Annotated in this window: 11 protein-coding genes; 5 read left to right on the forward strand and 6 right to left on the reverse strand. The window is 50.7% G+C overall.

Translation table 11 applies throughout. The features are described from left to right. Positions 1 to 270 precede the first annotated feature (270 nt). The 3 genes from LKK83_RS26445 to LKK83_RS26455 all read left to right on the forward strand — a co-directional run bounded on the left by LKK83_RS26445 (position 271) and on the right by LKK83_RS26455 (position 4571). Positions 271 to 1839: a thioredoxin-like domain-containing protein gene (locus tag LKK83_RS26445; protein ID WP_324634464.1), complete on the forward strand. Its 1569-nt coding sequence runs from the start codon at positions 271 to 273 to the stop codon at positions 1837 to 1839. A 470-nt stretch (positions 1840 to 2309) separates the two neighbouring features. After that, positions 2310 to 3746 (forward strand): NupC/NupG family nucleoside CNT transporter, encoded by a 1437-nt coding sequence (locus tag LKK83_RS26450; RefSeq protein WP_324634465.1) that lies wholly within the window; start codon positions 2310 to 2312, stop codon positions 3744 to 3746. A gap of 48 nt (positions 3747 to 3794) precedes the next feature. Further along, on the forward strand, positions 3795 to 4571 hold the full coding sequence (locus LKK83_RS26455) for a hypothetical protein (RefSeq protein WP_324634466.1): 777 nt from the start codon (positions 3795 to 3797) through the stop codon (positions 4569 to 4571). 104 nt (positions 4572 to 4675) lie between these two features. Here LKK83_RS26455 and LKK83_RS26460 read toward each other — a convergent pair whose 3' ends face one another. Together LKK83_RS26460 and LKK83_RS26465 are read right to left on the reverse strand one after the other, a co-directional pair. Next, positions 4676 to 5449: a circadian clock KaiB family protein gene (locus LKK83_RS26460; protein WP_324634467.1), complete on the reverse strand. Its 774-nt coding sequence runs from the start codon at positions 5447 to 5449 to the stop codon at positions 4676 to 4678. Positions 5450 to 5649: 200 nt separating this feature from the next. Further along, positions 5650 to 6948, reverse strand: coding sequence for a type IV pilus twitching motility protein PilT (locus LKK83_RS26465; protein WP_324634468.1), 1299 nt, complete (start codon positions 6946 to 6948; stop codon positions 5650 to 5652). A gap of 211 nt (positions 6949 to 7159) precedes the next feature. Between LKK83_RS26465 and wecB the strand changes: the two genes are divergently transcribed. Next, the gene (wecB, locus tag LKK83_RS26470; RefSeq protein ID WP_324634469.1) at positions 7160 to 8284 is read left to right on the forward strand and encodes a non-hydrolyzing UDP-N-acetylglucosamine 2-epimerase; all 1125 of its coding nucleotides are present in this window, start codon (positions 7160 to 7162) and stop codon (positions 8282 to 8284) included. A 128-nt stretch (positions 8285 to 8412) separates the two neighbouring features. Here wecB and LKK83_RS26475 read toward each other — a convergent pair whose 3' ends face one another. After that, positions 8413 to 8913: a TIGR00725 family protein gene (locus LKK83_RS26475; RefSeq protein WP_324634470.1), complete on the reverse strand. Its 501-nt coding sequence runs from the start codon at positions 8911 to 8913 to the stop codon at positions 8413 to 8415. Positions 8914 to 9579: 666 nt separating this feature from the next. After that, on the reverse strand, positions 9580 to 9702 hold the full coding sequence (locus LKK83_RS26480; protein ID WP_324634471.1) for a hypothetical protein: 123 nt from the start codon (positions 9700 to 9702) through the stop codon (positions 9580 to 9582). 753 nt (positions 9703 to 10455) lie between these two features. Here LKK83_RS26480 and argZ point away from each other — a divergent pair. Continuing rightward, positions 10456 to 12570, forward strand: coding sequence for a bifunctional arginine dihydrolase/ornithine cyclodeaminase (argZ, locus tag LKK83_RS26485; RefSeq protein ID WP_324634472.1), 2115 nt, complete (start codon positions 10456 to 10458; stop codon positions 12568 to 12570). Between the two features lie 335 nt (positions 12571 to 12905). Here the strand turns inward: argZ and LKK83_RS26490 are convergent, their stop codons facing one another. Both LKK83_RS26490 and LKK83_RS26495 read right to left on the reverse strand, forming a co-directional pair. Then, entirely contained in the window at positions 12906 to 13550 is a 645-nt protein-coding gene (locus LKK83_RS26490; protein WP_324634473.1) for a Uma2 family endonuclease, read from the reverse strand. A gap of 389 nt (positions 13551 to 13939) precedes the next feature. Continuing rightward, complete coding sequence (locus LKK83_RS26495; protein WP_324634474.1) at positions 13940 to 15697, reverse strand: N-acetylmuramoyl-L-alanine amidase; 1758 nt, start codon at positions 15695 to 15697, stop codon at positions 13940 to 13942. Positions 15698 to 15715: the final 18 nt, after the last annotated feature.

The raw sequence follows: 15715 nt of genomic DNA on the forward strand, positions 1-15715 counted from the left end.
GCCAGCGCGAATCATTTGCATGCAAGTTGCGATCGCCCTACGGTTCCTGTGGAGATCTGAGGCATAGGCTCCCTATGTCAATAAAAGCATTGCTTTAAAGTTTTGCCCCGATTATGAATAAGTTTATCCGATTGCCACTGTTTTGTCAACTTTTTTTTCTCCTTTTTCGCCGGCGCGAGAGGCGGGAGGGATAAAGGGGTGGTAATGATTTTGCATCACAACTGCAAATAAAACCCGATAGGATGGGAATTGTTGTTCTCGAAAAAATCTATGGTTTCTCGGGTTAGAGCACCGGAATTGCCACAGAATAAAGCGTGGCTGAATTGCGATCGCCCGCTATCCTTGGCGCAATTGAAAGGGCGGATCGTGATTCTCGACTTTTGGACCTATTGCTGCATCAACTGCCTGCATATTTTACCCGACCTGAAATATTTAGAGCAAAAATACAAAAACTGGTTGACTGCGATTGGGGTTCATACTGCCAAATTCGACAACGAACAAGAAATCGACAACATAAGAAAAGCCATTTTGCGCTACGATATCGAACATCCGGTTATCGTCGATCGCGATCGCCACATTTGGGACCAATATGCAATTCGCGCTTGGCCAACCTTAACGGTTATCGATCCGCAAGGCTATGTAGTGGGTAGCGTTTCCGGAGAAGGCAAGGGCGAGGTATTAGATGAACTGATTGGCAAATTAATCGAAGAACATCAAGAAAAAGGAACGATCGCCGCGCAAGAAATCCAGACCCTTTTAGAAAAACAGCGCCAAATCGAAATCACGCCCCTTGCCTTTCCCGGGAAAGTGCTAGCCGATGAAAAAAGAGATCGCCTGTTTATTGCCGATTCCGGACATCATCGGATTGTCGTCGCCACCTTCACTGGGGAAATAAAACAGATTATCGGTAAAGGGACGAAAGGATTAAAGGATGGTTATGTCAACGAAGCGCAGTTTTTTTCACCGCAAGGAATGGCATGCGATCGCAACCAAAACCTTCTCTATGTTGCCGATACAGAAAACCACACCATCCGAAAAATTGACTTATCTGCACAAACCGTAGAAACCATTGCCGGAACCGGAAAACAAAATCCTGCCCTGCATCTGCCATCGGGAAAAGCATTAGAAACCCCTTTAAACTCTCCCTGGGATTTAGAATTAATTGAAGGAGAGATTTTATTTATCGCAATGGCCGGTTCTCATCAAATTTGGGCAATGGATTTAAGAGTTGGCCAGATCGGGATTTATGCGGGAAGCGGTGCAGAAGGGTGTTGGGATAGTTATCTCAGCGAAGCTGCATTTGCTCAACCCAGTGGCATCAGCGCGAATGGGGAAGAATTGTTTGTGGCGGATAGCGAAATTAGTTCGATTCGCGCGGTAAGTTTAGAAGAGAATGCCACAGTGAGGACAGTCTGCGGAAGTGGAGATTTATTTGGGTTTGGCGATCGCGATGGGATTGGGGAAGAGGTAAGATTGCAACATTGCCTCGGCATGGAATATGTGGAAGGAAAACTGTGGATTGCGGATAGTTACAATCATAAAATAAAACGAGTCGATCCGAAAACTGGCCTGTGCGAAACGGTGTTGGGGGGTGACAGGGAGGACGATCGCAATCTGCAAAATCAAGAGAGTAGGTTTGACGAACCCGGGGGGTTGAGTGCCAGCAGTTCCGATCTTTATATTGCCGATAGCAATCACCATAAAATTCGCCGAGTAGAATTTAATACCCTGAGTATTTCCACCTTAGAATTGCCCGGTTTGTGTGCCCCAGGGGGTTGTGTGGCGATCGCATCGGATAACGGCGATCGCGGGAGGGAAAAAAGCGGTGAAAAGGAATAATTAAGCGTTGCTGGAAGTTGGGTGAGGGTGCATTCATCGCCGGAAGGGATGGGAATAAGAGTCAGTTAGGCCCTGGGTGAATGAGATCGCGGCATTTGGGTAGAGATTTTTGTCTCAGTGCCCTTGTCTTGGATCCTTAACAATGGGAAATATCGGGATGGAATAAAAAAGCGATCGCGGCGGATCCGTGGGGTGTGGTGTAACGATCGGCAACACTGAGTGGGGAGATTCACTCCACCGAGAGGGATGATAAGCAGAGGGATTGGAGTGGAGTGAATGGGGCGATCGCGCAGTAGAGATCGAATTAAATTCGACAGGAGGATACCAGTAGGGTTAGAATTGCCTCGACTAGGTATTTCAAAAGTCTGCCTGCGGTGACAATCAACACCATAAAACGGTTCAAAAATCGGTTAATTTGTTGAGCGTATCCCATTGTAGGCAGAGTTAACCTGTGCAGAGGCGTCAATCCAATGAACTTGCTATTAAATTTCATTTCGTTATTGGGCATCGCCGGACTTTGTTTGATTGCATGGTTCGGTTCCGAGGATCGTCGCATCATTCCCTGGAATGTGATGTTTTGGGGAATTGGTTTACAAATGGTCATCGGCGCGATCGTGTTTGGCTTTGGCAGTCAACTGGTAGAAGGACTCAGTACAGTTCTAAATGCCGTGTTAGATGCGTCTGAAGCGGGGGCGAGGTTTTTGTTTGGCGGACCGAATTCGATTTTAGTTGCGGATCCAGATTTTACTGCCGGACCGGGACCTGCGGGACGATGGATTGCTAGAGCAGTGGGACAACCCTATGTGGCGGTTCCGGGCGATCGCATCGGTACGGATAACCTAAACCCTGGATTTGCGTATGTGCTGGCATTTCGTGCCTTGCCGCAGGTGATTTTCTTTTCCGGTTTGGTGAGTTTGCTTTATCGACTGAATATCATCCAACCGATCGTCAAGTGGTTTGCGGTTATTTTCCAAAAAACCATGAAAATTAGCGGTGCAGAATCCCTGTCGGGGGCGGCGAATATTTTTGTAGGAATTGAATCAGCGATCGCGGTCAAACCGTTTCTTCTCGACATGACACGCAGCGAACTCTGTGCGATTTTGGCCAGTTGCTTCGGGTCGATCGCCTCTTCCGTATTAGCCCTTTATGCCGGCTTATTGCGGCCCGTATTTCCCTCCATTGCAGGTCACTTAGTTTCCGCTTCGATTATGACCATTCCGGCGTGTTTTGTGATGGCCAAATTATTAGTACCAGAACGAGACGAACCGAAAACAATGGGGAAAATTCCTGAAGAACCGGAAATCGACCCCGAGAAACGTCCCAATCCAATGGATAGTTTGATTGGTGGAGCACTGGATGGGGTAAAAATGGCAGTGGGAATTGCCGCAGCGATTATCGCAATTCTCGGATTGGTGGCGTTGCTGAACACCTTTTTTACCACGATATCCAGTTGGATAGTGGGTGATGCATCGGCAACAAGTGAATCGCTTATCGTGCAGTTTTTTGGCAATCCGTTAGCGAATATGTTAGGGATGTTGTTTTTGCCGCTAACATTTTTAACGGGAGTTTCTTTGGACTGGCAGGAACTTTGGACCGCTTCGGTGCTGATCGGGCGAAGATTGCTGGAAACCAATATTCCGCCGTATCAAGCCCTATCTGTGCTGTCGAAAAGTGGGGCAGTCAGCGATCGCGTAGTGCTGATTGTGAGTTACGTGCTTTGTGGGTTTACTCATTTTGCGTCCTACGGGATTTTTGTGGGGGGATTGTCGGGGTTAATTCCCGAACGGCGATCGGAGGTTTCTTCGCTGGGTTTTAAAGCACTGTGGGCCGGAACTTTGGCAACATTAATGACCGGCTGTATGGCGGGATTGTTTGATTTGGGCAATCCGGCAATTTTAGGGAAATAAGCGTAGCAGAAAAGAATCGGCGAACATCGAAAACGAGGAGAATTGACGATGAAATGGAATCGGTTGTGGCCGTTGGGGTTAGGATTGCTGACGGCGTTGGTGCTGGTTTTGGCGTCGGAACCGTCGTTTGTTTTCCCGGTGGATTCATCTGCCCACAGACAAGGGTTATCTGCTAGGGCGGTAGAGGTGGGAACCCTGGTGGCGCAAGAGTCCGAGTCGGAGGATAGCGAAAATGTTGCGCCCGATCCAGAAGCGCAACCGCAGGAGGAGTCTGGCGAACCCGCCGCATCGGAAACCCCACCGGCGACGGTAGAGGAAGCGGTGGAAGGGACGCCGTTAGTGCTGAGTGAAAATCTTTACAGGGATCCGAACGGTCGGTTTCAGGTGGGGATTTTAGGGCAATACGATCCGGAATTTACTCTGGAAGATGTAACCGATGAAGTCAGTTTGGAAGAATATCGGGTGAATGCGATCGGGGGGATTGCGTTAATTGAAGCGCCCGATGGAAATTTGGCTTACACCGTGGTGGTGCAACCCTTGGCAACGACGAGAACCCGGACGAATGAGGAGTTAGCCGAAATTGCGATCGCGCAATTCGAGCGTGGGGAAGGGTTTCAACCGGGTGAGTTTCAAGTGATGAGCCCGGGGCAAATTTTGATTCCCTGGACTGGGGTGTTAAATGGGTCTCAGGGGATGAGCGGGGCGATCGTGGCCCGACAAACCGCTCGAAATGTGTATTTGCTGTTGATTTCGGCCACTGAAGCGGGGGAACCGAAGTTGGAGGAGGCGATCGCCCTGTTATCCAGTTCTCTTGCACCGCTTTAATCCTGCGATCGGGCAAGGGCTTTCTATTATTGTCAATCTGCAATAACCGAGGAAGATTGCCCGATGGTGGGAATGCACAAACCGGGAAGTGAAGTTCGCCGGAATCAGTCTCTCAAATAGCCGAGGACTTGCAGGATTTTGGCTTCGTCATCCAAGGAACCCACAATCCGGCGCATGGGCAACGGCCAAACCTTGACTAAGGTTGGGGTAGCGGAAATTTGAGACAATTCTGCTTGTTCCGGGTGTTTGGAGACATCAATCACTTTTAAGGTGTAAGGATGTCCTAAAGAGCGTTCTAAAAAATGGTGTAGTGTCTGAAGGGTAAGTTCGGTGGTTCTACTGTGACCCGAGACAAACAGGCGCAACACATAGCCTTGGGTAGGCGATCGCTCGGTGGCGGGAAACCGCAGTTTGGGAGAGATATGTTCCTCAACGATAGGGCGATCGCTTTCCTGAGACTCCAACCGCAAAATTAAATCGTGATTGTCCCACAATTGGGGAAATTGCTGACGATAAGTGGCCAACACCATTGGGTGACACAAGTCTTCGGGCCACGGACTGGGAGACCACTGGAATTGCCACAGGTCAAAAATCATATTGAGCAGTGCTTGATATCGCAAAACCGGGGGATAAGCCACTGCCGAAGTTCGCACCTGTTCCGTATCCGGATCCCGCCATCGGTCAACCGTGGCGGTGTAACAAGGCACGAGGAAATGGGGCGGTTCCGGAAGGCCCAACCATTCCTGCAAGGCAGCACACAGATGCAAATGCCAGCGATTTTGTTTCGTTGGGTCGATGCAATAAATCAGGTCTCCACCCGGTGTAAATAAAGCAATGCCTTTAAAAAGTTCGGGAAGCGAAACTTGTGAATTATTCACAGAATTGCCTGCGCGCTAAACTGGGCAACGATAGAGTCGGACACAGGAAAGGGTGAACTCGGCATCAAGACAAAAGTAGAAAGCATAGAGGATGAACCTAAAATAACTTAAATTTTCAAGTTGACCTAGGAATAGATTTTCATCCTTAACACTTTCCACTTTAGTTAGTAAAAATTGCCATTTCTCCGCAGCCAATTTCCTTAAATCCGACCTCGAAGCATTTGAGCCATTTCATTGGGAGTTGGCGATTGTTCCAGGGCAATTTCTTCAGTAATTCGCCCTTCTTGATAAAGTTCATAGAGAGAGCGGTTCATCGTAATCATGCCTTCATAAGTATCTTTCAGCATGATTTGGTGGATTTCCTCATACTGCTCCTTGACGATGTATTCTTTAATCACATCGGTATTGATGAGGATATCGTGGAAACCGGCTCGCTTGCCATCGGTAGTTTTACACAATAACTGAGCGATGATAGCCACGAGAATTTCTGAGAGAGAAACCCGAATGGAGATTTGCTCTTCAGCGGAGAACATATCCAGAATCCGAGTTAGGGTTTTCACCGCACTATTGGTGTGCAGGGTACCCATAACCAAGTGACCGGTAGATGCCGCTTTAATGGCAATACTGACGGTTTCTTTATCCCGAATTTCCCCCACCAATATCATATCCGGGTCTTGACGGAGTGCGCCTTTGAGTGCGTTAAAAAACTTCAGAGTGTGGCGACCGACTTCTCGGTGCTTGATTAAGGATTTTTTACTTTCATGGACGAATTCCACCGGATCCTCAATCGTGATCATGTGGTAGGCGAAATTCTTATTCATGTAGTCGATCATTGCCGCCATTGTGGTGGACTTACCCGAACCCGTCGGCCCGGTGACCAACACTAACCCTTTGTGGTAGCTGCAGATCTTTTTAAAGACTTCTGGCAGGTTGAGTTGCTCCATCGTCAGAATCTTGGCTGCAATGAGTCGCAAAACCATTGCCGGACCGGCTAAGGAGTCGAAGGCACTGATCCGCACCCGAACGAAACCGAAGTCAAATGCGCCATCAAAGTCCAAATTTTCTTGGAATTGTTGAATTTCCTCATTGGACATGCACTCGCGCAACCAACTCATAAAGGTATTGAGATCGGTTTTGGGATAGCCCGTATCGGTGATATCGCCGCGCTTGCGGAAGCGAGGCAGTTCGTTGACGCCAAGGTGAACGTCAGAAATGCCTTCTTCGTTAGCTCGAGAGACAATTTCGCGCAATGTGGGGTGGCCCGGACTCGGACCTGGACCTTGGGGGGCATCAGGTGCGGCGGGAGTGGCCTGTGGTGTTGGTGGGGGTGGAGGGGCTTGTTTGGCTGCGGGGGCGGGAGGTGCCGGTGGGCGACCCGGTGGGGGTGGCGGCGGCGGTTTTGGTGCTTTTTGGGAGCCACCAGGAGGGCGTTTGGCAGGGGGACGACCCGGTGGTGGGGGCGGCGGGGGTGGAACGGGTGGACGCTTGGATTGGGTCATGTGACTCTCTTAATTTAGATGCAACAAGATTCATCGAATTAGGAGCAAGGCGGCTGCAGCTTGCTGACGCTGTGGAAAAGGCAGCCTTGCGCGATCGCGGGGGTGTACTCTTTAGAATAGAAGCGAACCCCTATCTAGGTGAAAGGTTTCCCAAAACTCTGCTGGTTTTAACAGGAGGGGTTGGCTGAAAGCAAGTTGTGCTGTGCTGTGGATGAGGTCAAGCGTGAAACAAGCGATTAAAGTGTGTATTGCCCTGGGAACTCGTCCGGAAGCGATTAAGTTGGCTCCGGTGATTCAAGCGTTTGCGCGATCGCCGGCGTTTGAGACGGAAGTCATCTTAACTGGTCAGCACCGGGAGATGGTGGAACAGGTGATGCAACTGTTCCATCTGAAAGCGGATCGGGATCTTGCCATTATGAAGCATAAGCAAAGCCTGACGGATATCACCGCTCGTAGTTTACAAGGGTTGGAAGATTTATTTCAACCGGATCCCCCGCAATTGCTCTTGGTGCAGGGAGATACCACCACAGCATTTGCGGCGGCCTTGGCGGCATTTTACCAAAAAATTCCCGTGGGTCACGTGGAGGCGGGGTTGCGAACTGATGATTTATTCAATCCCTATCCCGAAGAAGCCAACCGCCGCTTGATTTCGCAACTAGCGCAACTGCACTTTGCTCCCACGGTGGAAGCGGTGGAGAATCTGCATCGGTCTGGGGTGACGGGGGAAATTCATCAAACTGGCAATACAGTCATCGATGCGTTGCTTTCCGTGGCGTCTGGTCAACCGCCTTGTCCGGTTTCCGGGTTGGACTGGGAGGGCGATCGCGTGTTGTTGGCGACGGTTCACCGCCGGGAAAATTGGGGCGCACCCCTGGAAGGGATTGCCCGAGGATTTCTGGAGATTTTAAAGCAGTTCCCCGATACGGCGCTGCTGCTACCTTTGCATAAAAATCCGACGGTGCGCGAACCGTTACAAGCGCTGTTGGGCAATCATCCGCGCGTGTTTTTAACCGAACCGTTAGATTATGGGGAGTTGGTGGGGGCGATGCAGCGCTGTTATTTGTTATTAACCGATTCGGGCGGATTGCAGGAGGAGGCTCCTGCACTGGGAAAACCGGTGCTGGTGTTGCGCGAAACCACCGAACGTCCCGAAGCGATCGCCGCCGGTACGGCGATGCTGGTGGGTACCGATTCGAGGAATATTGTGGCGGCAGCTAGCAACCTGTTACGCGACGCGAATGCTTACCATAAAATGGCCAATGCTGTCAACCCCTTTGGTGATGGTCGGGCAGCACAGCGAATTGTGGATATTGTGCTGAAGTATTTTAAGGGGTGAGAGAGACAAAAGCGGCGACGAGGAAAAGTCGCGCCAGGGCAGAGAAAGCCCACCCGAGGCTAATTTTAATGCCTCGGTTTTTTATGAAAAATATAATTACGGTAGAGTATTGTCAGAGAGTTTTATTCCTATATGTGAGAATCGGAGAGAATTTGCTTGACGCGCGCGATCGCTGCTTCTGGGGTATCCACCGCAAACACAGTCTCTGGGGATAACATTTTCAAGAACTCGTGACTTTTTGGGTTGTTATTTAACAGAATGGCCCTTTTATTTGCCTTCAGGGCCAGAGCGATTTCCGAGAGAGTTCCCGCACCAATCCCGCAAGCAATCACCACATCGCTAGAGAGGACATTAATCTGATTGCGAGCGCTTCCCATCCCGGTGACAATGGCAATATCTACTGCATCGGAGAGATTTACCGGGCGATCGCTGGGCAAAATTCCCAAGGTTAACCCATTGGCATCCTTTGCACCGTTGCTCGCCGCATCCATCACCCCTGCATTGCGACCCCCGGTTAACAAAACCCAGTAGTTTTTGGCGATGAGTCGTCCCAATTGATATGCATTTTGTAGGTCTGTTTCTGTGGCACCGTTGCCCGGCCCCATAACCCCGATAATAGTTTTTCTCATCTTCTCCTAGCCCCTGCCTTGTGACGCCGAAATTCACCGCGATGTTATGGGAATTATGACACGAGTCGAGGAAGAAAGGCTCGAGCGTTCTTGAACTCGGATTCTGACGAATCTGGAAAAGGGAAAACTGGAGAAACCCCGGAAAGAATCTGGCAGATTTGCGACAACGGAAGGCAAATTATCCGGATGTCTTGCACAAATCTGGAAATCAGACTATAGATGCACCCCTGATTGACATCATTCCCCCAGACTCGTGCTGGGGGATTTTATTAGGTGCAGACTGCAATAGGGACAGTCGGGGTTGGATTTTGAGCAAGTGTTCTGGTTTGAGTCAGCAACGGGTGAATAGAACGAGTCAGTGTACTCTGAGTGTCGTCCTCTAGCCAAAGGCTAGAGGGCTTTTTTTGGCGTTAAGGGTTGAAATTCAACTCGCCAGGGGTAAAAAACGCGCGATTCGATGGAATTTCCCGGATGGGAATCGCCGATTGGGGAAGATAGGTTGCGGATGCACCCTGATTGATATCCCCCCCTAGCCTCCCGCTAGGGGTTTTTTTATGGGGATGGGGGAGGGGTTGGAAAAAAAATTGCCAAAAACTTGTCAAATTACCCGGATCGCGCGAGCAAAACGAGAATACAGATTATAGATGCACCCTGATTGACGCCCCCCTAGTCGAGTCGGCTAGGGGGATTTTTTTTGCTTTTCGGGGTGGCGATCGCCGCGATAATTTTCCCATCCCCCACAAATCCGCCACAACACTCCTCCCATCGCAATGGAGTTGCCCTGTCCATTTGGATCCGGTTCGTGGGTTTTATTTAGGACTACCGCAAATCCTGGGATTAAGCACTAGCTGTAGGGTAGGCAAATATTTGCCCACCCTACCCGTGAAGGTGCTGCGGTGGTTCTGTTATTATTTCATTCTCGGTGGCCAGTGCGGATAAGCCCCGGGTTGTAGAGACGGGATTCATCGGGGAGAGAGGGGAGAGAAATAATTTGCCCAGTTGCTGAAAACCGAAATTTTGCGAGAAAGGGCCGGGAAAATCGGGCTTGTTTCACTTTAAGGATGCGGGGTTTTGAGAGGGGTAGCCTCCGGGTGTGGGAAGTGAAAAGGAGGGTGAGGGTCAAAGGGTAGAGGCGAGAAAGTTGTCTGAGGAGAGGAGAGGGGTGAAACGACGAAAGTTGCGAGGGAATGGACTTGAGTGGATTGAGTTGCCGGAAGGCTTTGGCAAATTGTAAAATTTTTTACTAAAATAAAAGGTAAAGAAGCGGCGATCGAAGCTGGGGGGTTGATGTGCGGCAAAAAATCAGTGAATTAGAGAAAATACTCAGGCAGAATTGCTTAAAGGTGGGGAGATCGCCTCATGGGTTTGGGTCGAGAAATGTGGCATTGAGGTGATAGAATCAAAAGTTGGCTTGTCAGCCAAAGATCGAACCGCTGTGTTCTGAAAATGCTCCTAGTTTGCGAACAAAGGAGTGATTTTGTCGTGCCAAACCAATCGAGCGCCCAAAATCTGTAACAATCACTACCAAATATAGCGCAAGTTATGACCTCTGAAATTCGTATCCTGATGTGTCCCCCGAACCACTACGATGTGGATTATGTGATTAATCCGTGGATGGAGGGGAATATTCACAAATCGTCGCGCGATCGCGCTGCCGAACAGTGGCATAAGCTGCACCACGTGCTGAAAGAACATGCCTTGGTGGATTTAGTCGATCCCCAACCGGGTTGGCCCGATATGGTCTTTACCGCAAATGCGGGATTAGTCTTAGGAGATAAAGTCGTCCTGAGTCGGTTTTTCCACAAAGAACGACAAGGGGAAGAACCTTTCTTCAAACAATGGTTTGAGGTGCAAGGCTATAAAGTATTTGAACTCCCGAAAGACTTACCCTTTGAAGGGGCGGGAGACGCGCTGCTCGATCGCCAAGGACGGTGGTTGTGGGCGGGATACGGCTTTCGTTCGGAGCTTGATTCCCATTCCTATATCGCTAAATGGCTCGACATAGAAGTGGTTTCGCTGCAATTAGTAGACGAGCGTTTCTATCACTTGGACACCTGTTTTTGTCCTCTCAATCGCGGCTATTTACTTTATTATCCTCCGGCATTTGATTTCTATTCCAATCGGATTATTGAGATGCGAGTTCCGCCGGAAAAACGGATTGCGATTGACGAACCGGATGCGGTAAATTTTGCCTGCAATGCGGTGAATGTGGACGATGTGGTGGTGATGAATAAGGTCAGCGATGAGCTCAAAGAGCAACTGGCCAAAGTGGGATTTAAAGTAATCGAAACCCCACTGAACGAATTTCTCAAAGCAGGGGGGGCGGCGAAATGCTTGACCTTGCGAACCACCGAACCGATGCAGTTGGACGTGCATGCGAACCAACCGGTGGAAAGTCGGACGATTCGCCTGGAAGGTCATCTGTTGGATACCGGGGCAATCAACCGCGCGTTAGATACGATTGTGGAAGGTGGCGGTAGCTTCCAAGTGCTGAATTTCAATTTGGGGGCGCAGCGACAAAGTACCTCCACGGCGGATATCAAGGTATCTGCGCCGTCACACCAAGTCATGGAAGAAATTTTGGCGCAGTTGATCGACTTGGGTGCGATGGATTTGCCCCAAGACGAACAAGATGCGAAACTCGAACCGGTGGAACAAGATGGCGTATCGCCGGATGATTTCTACGTGACGACGATTTATCCCACGGAAGTGCGGATCGACGGGCAGTGGGTGCGGGTGCAAAACCAGCGGATGGATGCGGCGATCGCGATTACCCGCAGTGAGTCCGGACCGGTGGCACAATGCAAGCTGCTGCGCGACTTGAAAGTGGGCGAAGAGGTTGTGGTGGATGTGGTGGGTATCCGCACGGTTCGCAAGACCGAATCGCGGGAACAACGCCACACGCAGGAATTTAGCTTTATGTCGGCGGGGGTTTCTAGCGAACGCCGGGTCGAGTTGGTGGTGGAACAAGTGGCGTGGGAAATGCGCCAAATCCGCGATCGCGGCGGTAAAGTAGTGGTGACTGCAGGACCGGTGGTGATTCACACGGGTGGCGGCGACCATTTGGCGCGGTTAATTCGCGAAGGATACGTGCAAGGACTCCTGGGGGGTAATGCGATCGCCGTCCACGATATCGAACAAGCGCTGATGGGCACCTCGTTGGGTGTGGATATGAAGCGTGGTGTGGTAGTGCGCGGCGGGCATCGCCACCACCTGAAGACGATTAATATGATTCGTCGCTACGGGAGCATTGCCAAAGCGGTAGAACAAGGTGTGATTAAGCGAGGGGTGTTGTATGAGTGCGTGAAGCAGAACGTGCCCTTCGCGCTGGCGGGTTCGATCCGCGATGACGGTCCTCTGCCCGATACGCAGATGGATTTGATTAAGGCGCAGGAAGAGTATAGCCGTCTGTTGCAAGGGACGGATATGGTTTTGATGCTGTCTACGATGCTGCACTCGATTGGCGTGGGGAATATGACGCCTTCAGGGGTGAAGATGGTCTGCGTGGATATCAACCCGGCGGTGGTGACGAAATTGAGCGATCGCGGTTCAGTGGAATCCACGGGAGTAGTAACGGATGTAGGTCTGTTCTTGAGCCTGCTGGTGAAGCAGTTGGAGGAGTTGACCAGTCCCTATAACGCGCCTAATCCTGTATAAGACTGAGGCGATCGGGTCGTGACATTGCCAGGGTGAGGGGGAATCTCTCCCTCACCCTGGCCAGGTGAAGACACAGGAAATAGAATTAGACCCTTTTTAAAATTTTGCTTCATGGAAGTGGTTTACAACCCTAAATTTTTACTAGCATATTTCACCGCATTTGTCAATGTATTTTTGGGAAATTTTGTCCAGAGGCAACGGCTGCAATAATCGCGATTTTATAACATCAGTATCCACCTTGGCTAAGGACATACCAGTGCCTTGTCCCTACAAATTATCCGTCACCGTTGGTGGTTGCAAATCGGGACTGAAAAACCCTGCAAAGTCCGCAGTATTTATTGGGTTTGTTGGCGAAGCTGCTCTCTGACCCAGTTGCGAAATTTTTTAGTCATGGAAATCTCTCCCATTTGTCTGCTTTCTGTTAAAAAGCGGGGAATTTCCTTCACGGGTATCGGGGAAAACGTGGGGCTGGTTTCGCATTCCACGTACTGTCCCGATTGTAAGCAATAAACCTGCAAACCGCCATTTTTATAGCGCCAAAATTCTAGCACGCCGAGACTGGCATAAATTTCAAATTTATTCAAATTGGAGCGACTATATTCTACTTCCAGAACCAAGTCGGGGGGCGGATCGATGTCGAGGTCGATATTGACTTTGGCGCGCACTTGCGGTTCGTTTTGGATGTAGTAGCTGCTATCGGGTTCGCAAGCGCGTTGTAAGTCTTCTCGCTTGCAGGTGAGCGAACCAGAACGCTTGATTTCTAGTCCCATTTCTTCTGCCAAAACAACAATGAGAGCCTCAATCAGTCGGTTGGAGTTTTCATGGGGCATCAAGGGGGTCATAATTTCCAATTTTCCATCGGTATAGCTGACTCTGGCGGCGCGATTTTCTCCCATTTCAGCCAGCAGGGTTTTAAAGGTTTGCCAACTGACGTTGAGAAGGGTGCGTTGTTCTCCTAGGGGGGTTGGGGTTTTAATCATAATGGTTTGGAATTGTCGGTAAAATAGGGAAGAGTTTTTATGAAGCCGATAAAAAGCGGGCGATTGAAATCGCGCCTTTGCAAGCTAAGTCCGCCTACGCGGACTAATCCGTTTTGTGAGTGTTTCTTCGGACAGGATTTTACGGGAGGCGGAGCTTCCCAGGGGGCGTTCCCCCCAGGGGGGAACGAGGGATGTTTGGGAACGAGGGATGTTTGGGAACGAGGGATGTTTGGGAACGAGGGAAGGGTTTTTATTATTTTAGCCTAGGGTGGCCAAGGGGCGGAAAAAGAGGAGGGACACAGCAAAAGCTATGTCCCTCGCAGGGGGTTTTATTGGGTGTAAAGGGGGAGGGTGGAAGGGTTTTTTGAGGGGGGTTTAGGAGGGAGGAATTATTGGGTGGTGGAGAACCATTCTACGATGGCGTCAGCGAGTTTGGCGGCGAGTTTTTTCTGTTCGCGATCGCTGACAATCCACTCAAATTCGCGGGGATTGATCATAAAGCCGAGTTCGAGTAGAACTGAGGGAGCGACGGCGGGACGAGTGAGGGCTAAGTTATTCCAAAACACGCCATAGGAGGGACGATTCAGTTCTTCCACCAGGTAGTTATGCAAAAATACCGAAAGGTCGTGAGCTTGGGGATGATACCAGAACATGCCGATACCGGCGGTATTTTCGGCATCGCCCCAGTCGGGTAAGGCATTATAGTGAATGCTGAGGGCGAGGTGAGGTTCGGTGGCTTCGATAATTTCCACGCGATCGTGAGGCCATAAATCGTCATCGCCTTCGCGGGTCATCACCACGGTTGCGCCGCGCTGTTCCAATTCCTGACGCAGGAGTTTGGAGACGATGAGGGTGACATCTTTTTCCGGATAGCCGGTGGGGCCTCGGGCACCGAGGTCATTTTCGCTACCATGTCCGGGGTCGAGGAGAATGGTCAACCCGTTGAGGGGGTTGTTGCGCGTGCTAGTGACGCGGGGGGGATGGCGCAGGGAGAGGATGAGGGTAGTGCCTTCGTAACGCAGTTTGTATCCCCACTGTTGGGAGGGTTTGAAGTTAAAGGTATATTCGAGGCGATCGCGGGTGGGTTGTTGCCAGTCCATGCGTGCCACCAGGGGATCGTCGTTGAAGGCAATGGTGTCGGTTTGGGCGGTGGTGTTATGTAAGGTGAGCGTCAGGGAGCGATCGCCTTGGTTGACGCTGACGGGGACGGGGGTTTGCAAGGGAAACAGCACTTCGGTCCATCCGGGCACCTGACGCGATCGCACGCTGCGAATCAGCGATCGCGGCGGTACTGCGCCCCTGGTTATCCGGGTTTCTTCGGCTTTAATCCAGGCTCCATAGTCCAGGCGCAACCATTCTCCTTCTCGCCCCGTCACCGCTGCTGTGGTGCCTTTTGGTAACGGCGTCAGGCGGGAATAACTGGTGGAAGGACCGGTGCGCGCCACCCCCGAATCCACCGTCACCTCGGCAATTTCAAATTGCGTGGGTGACATAATTTCAATATTGCCTGGGGCAACCTCGGTTTTGGTTTTTCCGTTGAGGGAGATTTGATAGCGCGGTGGTCCCAAATTGCCTGGGTTTTGCGGTGCGCTGGTGCAACCTTCAAAATGGCCGATTTCCACCCGGGTGGGGTTGTTGGTGGCGGTTAAAGCGGCGAGATTGGAGGGGAGAGAAACGGTTTCGGTGCGCGCCATCAGGGGGAGGCGTTGATTTCCCACTTGCACCGAAACGGTGGCATTCGGTTGGGCGATCGCTTCAAAACAAATCAGCTCTCCGGGCATGCGGGCAATATCCACCTTTGGCGTCAAGGAGTCTGAGGCAAATGCCACCCCTTCGGGCACTGGGGGCACGTCAGATTCGCGGGTGACTTTGATTTGCAATTCTTGGTCTTGATAGCGCAGGGTAAATACATTGACGCCCAATTCCAGGGGAAATGTGGGGGCAAAATGACCCCCGGGACTGCGCTCGATCGGGCGATCGTTGATATAGACTTGTCCTTGCGGTGGCGCAGTGCCAATTAAAAAGATTGTCTCCGAGGTGGTTTTATGTTCTGCACTCGGGTACGCCACGAATAGTTTTTGTTCTGCCCATGCTGGAGAGACCATCATAATAGATGCAATTGCTGCTAGTCCTAGAATGTTTCGCATTTGGAAATCTGGATAAAG

The sequence above is a fragment of the Phormidium sp. CCY1219 genome (assembly GCF_035615515.1).
Lineage (GTDB): Bacteria > Cyanobacteriota > Cyanobacteriia > Cyanobacteriales > Laspinemataceae > CCY1219.